This window comes from Streptomyces sp. WAC06614, assembly GCF_003949795.1.
Taxonomy (GTDB): Bacteria; Actinomycetota; Actinomycetes; order Streptomycetales; family Streptomycetaceae; genus Streptomyces.
Genome location: NZ_RPRY01000414.1, coordinates 1 through 5176 on the forward strand (window position 1 = coordinate 1; position 5176 = coordinate 5176).

Annotated in this window: 2 protein-coding genes; both read right to left on the bottom strand. The window is 76.2% G+C overall.

What is annotated here, in order from left to right; translation table 11 throughout:
- Window positions 1-987: serine/threonine-protein kinase (locus EF918_RS32035; protein ID WP_148141301.1), on the bottom strand; the 987-nt coding region annotated here is incomplete at its 3' end.
- A 379-nt stretch (window positions 988-1366) separates the two neighbouring features.
- Window positions 1367-4891, bottom strand: coding sequence for an NACHT and WD repeat domain-containing protein (locus EF918_RS32040; RefSeq protein ID WP_125652424.1), 3525 nt, complete (start codon window positions 4889-4891; stop codon window positions 1367-1369).
- Window positions 4892-5176: the final 285 nt, after the last annotated feature.

The following is a 5176-nucleotide window of genomic DNA, read 5'->3' on the forward strand; positions in this document are numbered from 1 at the left end:
GGTGGGGGCGGCGGCGAAGGTGGGGCCGTGGGGCGGATGCGGCCGTGGGTCCGTGACCGTCGGCTCGGGGGCCGGAGCGAGCGGAGCGCTCCCGCGGGCGGCCGGTTCCTGCGCCAGCGGCTGCGGCAGCCAGGCGGTGAAGTCGTTCAGGGAACGGCCCGCGGCCCGTTCGCACAGCGAGGCGAGTTCCTCGCCGGTGATGCGGCCGGCCGGATCGGGGAACAGGCAACGCTCCAGCAGGGGGCGGAGGTAGTCGTCGTAGCGGTCCAGGTCGGGGGGTCGTAGGGCGGTGTTGGCGATCTGCGCGCCGACGGTCAGGGCTCCGCCGTCACCGTAGGGGTGGCGGCCGGTGGCGGCGACGGCGGCGATCAGGCCGAGCGAGAAGACGTCCGAGGCCGGTCCGACCGGCTCGCCCAGGGCGTGCTCCGGGGACATGAACTGCGGCGTGCCGACGAGACCGCCGGACGCGGTGACCTGGGTGGCGTCCGCGGCACGGGCGATGCCGAAGTCGATGACGTGAGGGCCCCGGTCGCTCAGCAGGATGTTGCCCGGCTTCAGGTCGCGGTGGACGATGCCGGCGGTGTGGATCGCTGTCAGCGCCCGAGCGGTACAGCCGACGAGTTGCAGGACGGCGGTGCGCGGGAGCGGGCCGTGGGCGGCGAGGGCGTCGTGCAGGGAGAGGCCGGGTACGAACGCCGTCGCCAGCCAGGGCTGTGCGCCGGTGGTGTCGTGGTCGACGACCGGGACGACGTGGTAGCCCTGGACCCGGCGGGCCGCACGGACCTCCTGCTCGAAGCGACGCCGGAAGCCCGGATCCTGACCGTATTCGCGCCGGATCACCTTCAGCGCGACGGGCTGCCCGCCACGGGTGCGGGAGAGGTAGACCGTCCCCATCCCGCCCTCGCCGAGACGGGCCAGCAGGCGGTATCCCGCGATCTCCCGCGGGTCCTCGGCCCGCAGCCGCTCCCCTGTGCCGTGCGCCGCCATCCGCGAACTGCCTCCCCTCCCATGATCGTTACGCGGCAGCGTAGCGGACGGGGCCCACTCCTCGGCCGGGTGCGGTGGCTGTCCCAGCGCGACGCACGCGCGACGTCGCCGGACAGGGGCGGTATCGCCCCGGCAACGGCGCGAGCGGCGCCACCGGAGCCGCAGCCATCGCGTGGAGCGGTGCCACCGCCGGCCCCTGGACGGGCCGCTGGACCTTCGGGCGCGGCCGCCTCGACGTGCGGGTCCTGAGCGGACCGCCGGAGCGGCCCACCACGGGAAGGAGCTCCGGATCCGCTTCCTGCCGCTGCGCGACGCACGATGTCCGTCCATGCCTGTACGCGCCTGTGACCGTGCGGTGCGGGCGCGCCCCGCGCGCCCCTCAGCAGGGAGGGTCGTACGGCAGGCCCGGCAGGTGCTGCTGCCAGGTGGCGGGGGTGAGGGCCCGCCAGGTGGCGGCGCAGACGGTGCGGGAGAGGTCGTCCGGGTGCAGCGCGTGCAGCAGGACGGTGCCGTCCCGGCTCGTCGTCACCAGGCGCCGGCCGTCCGGGCTGAAGCCCAGGGAGGTCACCGGTCCCCCGTGGCCCGTCAGGGGTGTTCCGCGAGGCCTGGGGCGGGAGGGGTCGCTGATGTCCCAGAGGCGCACGGTGTGGTCCTCGCCGGCCGTGGCCAGGGTCTTCCCCTGCGGATCGCGGGCCAGGGAGGTCACCGCGACGCTGTGCGCCGCGGCGGCGGGGCCGCGTGACCTGGGGCGTGCCGGGTCGCTGATGTCCCACAGATGGAGCCTCCCGTCGCCGTCGGCGACCACCAGGGTCGCCCCGACGAGGAGGAGGGACGTGACGGAGCCGGGCGGACCGGAGGCGACGGTGCCCAGCGGGGCCGGCACGGTGCCGACCGGGCGGGGCCGTCCGGGGTCACGGACGTCCCACAGGCGCACCCCCGCCTCGTGCGCCCCTTCGCCGGTCTCCGCGGCGAACAGTGACCCGTCCGCGCTCAGGGCGAACTCGCCGACGTTCAGGCGGTAGTCCTCCTTCGCCTGCCGGGTGAGATCGACGAGGGTGGCCGCCGGTGCCGGACGGGCCGGGTCCGCCACGTTCCACAGGCGTACCGAGGTCCCGTCCGAGGTGAACAGGGCGTTCCCGTCCGGGATGAAGGCCATGTGCTGGACGGGGCCGGCGTGCCCGGTCGGGATGCGTCCGAGAGCCTGGGGCGCGGCCGGGTCGCGCACGTTCCACAGCTGGAGGCTCTGGTCGGTCGTGACGGTCGCGAGGGTCCGGCCGGCCGGGCCGAACGCCGCCGTCCAGGCGTCCGCAAGAGCGAGGTCGCTCGCGGTCCTGGCCCACGCGCCCGCCCGGGTGGCCGGCAGGACGCGGACTCCCGGGCCGCCGTCGGCACTCCGTACGGCCACGAGTTCGCCGTCGGCGCTGACCGAGACGTCTCCGGTCGGCTCGCTGCGCTGGGTGAACCGTGATCCCGGCAGACTCCACAGCCGCACCGCCCGCCCCCGGGCCACGGGGACGCCGTCCACGGCCGCCACGGCGACCTCCTTGCGGTCGGGGCTGATGGCGAACCAGCTCAAGGTCGTCCGGCCCGGCACCTCCAGGGCCGTGCTGCGCGGGGTGGCCCCGGGCAGGCCCGCCAGGTCCCACACCCGGACGGTGGGGCCTCCGGCCGGGGCGGCCGGCGTGCCGACGACCAGGACGTCGCCGTCCCGGCCGAAGCTCAGTCGGCTGATCGTGTCCGGGTGGCCGGGCAATTCGCCGAGCGGGGCCGGTGCGGAAGGAACGGCCAGGTCGAAGAGGCGGACCCGCGGTCCGTCGGCCACGGCCAGCCGCCTGCTGTCGGGGCTGAAGGCGAGGACCGGGGCGCCGTGATCGGTGCCCAGGACGGCCCCGGCCTTCGGGCGGGAGGGGTCGGTGACGTCCCAGAGCCGGACGGTGGCTCCGTCGCCCACCGCGAACAGCTTGCCGTCCGGGCTGAACCCGGCCGCCAGGGCGCCGTCGGTGAGGCCCGGCAGCAGCTCGGTCCGGGGCGTGGGCCGCCGGGGGTCGGTCGTGTCCCACAGCTCCAGCGCGCCGTCCAGTCCGACACCGGCCAAGAGCCGGCCGTCCGGGCTGAACACCACCTCGTCGACCGGGTTCGGGTGCGGCAGGGCGGTCGACAGCGTCGACACGGCATCGTTGACGAGCCGGGTGTACGCCTCCTGGTCCGCCGGGCGCATCCGGTGCGCGGCCAGGTCCAGTTGGGCCGCCACCGAAGGGTCGGTCGCCCTCAGCTGGTCCGCCTTGGCCAGGAGCTGGTGGAACACGGCGGTGTCGCGCTCGGACCGGGCCGCGAGGCCCTGCCGTACGGCGATCGCCGCGGCGGCGACCGCGAGGAGGGTCAGCGCGCTCAGCACCGCGATCACCCGGTTGCGCCGGGCGGCCGTCCGGCGGGCCCGGTGCGCGGAGGCCGTCAGGAACTCCGTCGCCAGCGGGCCGGCTTCCGGGGTCACCCGCCGGGCCGCGGCCAGGCGTTCGCCCCGGTAGAGCAGGTCCGGATCGCGGCCGTCGCGTTCCCAGGCCGCTGCCGCCTCTTCGAGGTTCTGGCGGACGAGCCGGTCGGCGCGGTCGGACTCGATCCAGGTGCGCATGCGCGGCCAGGCGCGTACGAGGGCCTCGTGCGCGAGGGTGACGTCGTCGTGTTCCACGGTGAGCAGCCGGCCCCTCGTGAACACGTCGACGAGGCCGGCGGGCAGGTCGGACCGGGCGAGCCGGCGGCGGGTGTCGTCCGTGCCGTCGGCGCTGTCGCCGATGCGGACCAGCCGCAGGAACATCGCCCGGGCCGCGGTCCGCCCCGCCGGGTCCAGGCCGGCGTAGATCCGTTCCGCGCTGGTCGCCACGGCACGGCCGATCCCGCCGGTGGTGCGGTATCCGGCGACGGTCAGGGTGTCGCCCTGCCGCTGCTGCCAGGTGGCCCGCAAGGCGTGGGCGAGCAGGGGCAGTCGGCCGGTCTCCGGGCCCGGCCCGCCGAGGTCGGCCAGCATCAGGTCGGCCAGCCCCGGCTCCAGCGCGAGCCCGGCCGCCCGGGCGGGGAAGAGGATGACCTCCCGCAGCCCTTCCTCCGTCAGCGGGCCCACGACGATCTGGCGGTGCTGCAGCGCGGACCGCAGCCGGGGGTACGTCACGCACCGGGAGTAGAAGTCGGACCGCAGGGCGCAGACCACCCGGGCGACCGGGTCGGGACCCGCGGACAGCGCGGCGAGCAGCTCCAGGAAGGCGTGCCGTTGCGGCTCGTCGGCGCACAGGGTGAACAGTTCTTCGAGCTGGTCCACCACCAGCAGGAGCCGGGGTGTCCGGGGGGCCGTGCGCAGAAAGGCGGTGAGCGCCTCCGGGGCCGGGCCGGCCCCGGCCGCGTCGTGCCGCCGGACCTTCCCCCCGGCCTCCCCGGCGACCTGCTCCAGGAGCGCGGTCAGTTGTTCGACCGGCCGCTCGGTGGGCGTCAGCAGCAGCCGGCACCAGTCGGCCGAGCCGGGCAGGCGGCCGGCCGCCAACGCCGGCAGCACCCCGGCCCGGAGCAGCGAGGACTTCCCGGCGCCGGACGGCGCGACGATCACCACGGGACCGTCGGCGGCGCGGTCGAGTTCGGCCAGCGTCTGCGCGACGAGGTCGTCCCGGCCGAAGAACCAGCGGGCATCGCCCGTCTCGAACGGTTCCAGCCCGGGGTACGGACAGTCCGCCGCCGCGTCCACCGAGGCCCGCCGGGTCTCGCGTACGCCGTCGAGGTAGTGCAGGTGGACGTCACCGGCCTCCGCCACGACCATGTCCCCGGCGGCCTGGTAGATCCTGGCCTCGCCGCTCGCCGCAGCGCGCTGGGACGGCGCCGGCTCCGCGGCGTCCTCCGGCTCGTCCTGCCCCGTGCTGCTCACTGCTCGCCGACGCGCCGGCCCTGCACGGCCTGGCGCGCCCGTAGGACCATCCCGCCCATCGTCGGCCTCCCCCCGGATCCGCTACGCCGCCCATGATGCCACCGCGCGTCCGGGCGGGGGGCCCGGCCGCGCAGGTCGCCGGAGCCGGGCACGGTGTCGGGCGCGTCCCGTCACGAGGTCACGGGTCCCAGGGTGCCGTCGGGGCCGCAGCGCACCGTCCAGGGGGTCCGGGACGGGGTGAGGTTCTCGTGGATGCGGATGTCGACCCGGGGCGCTGGATGCCGG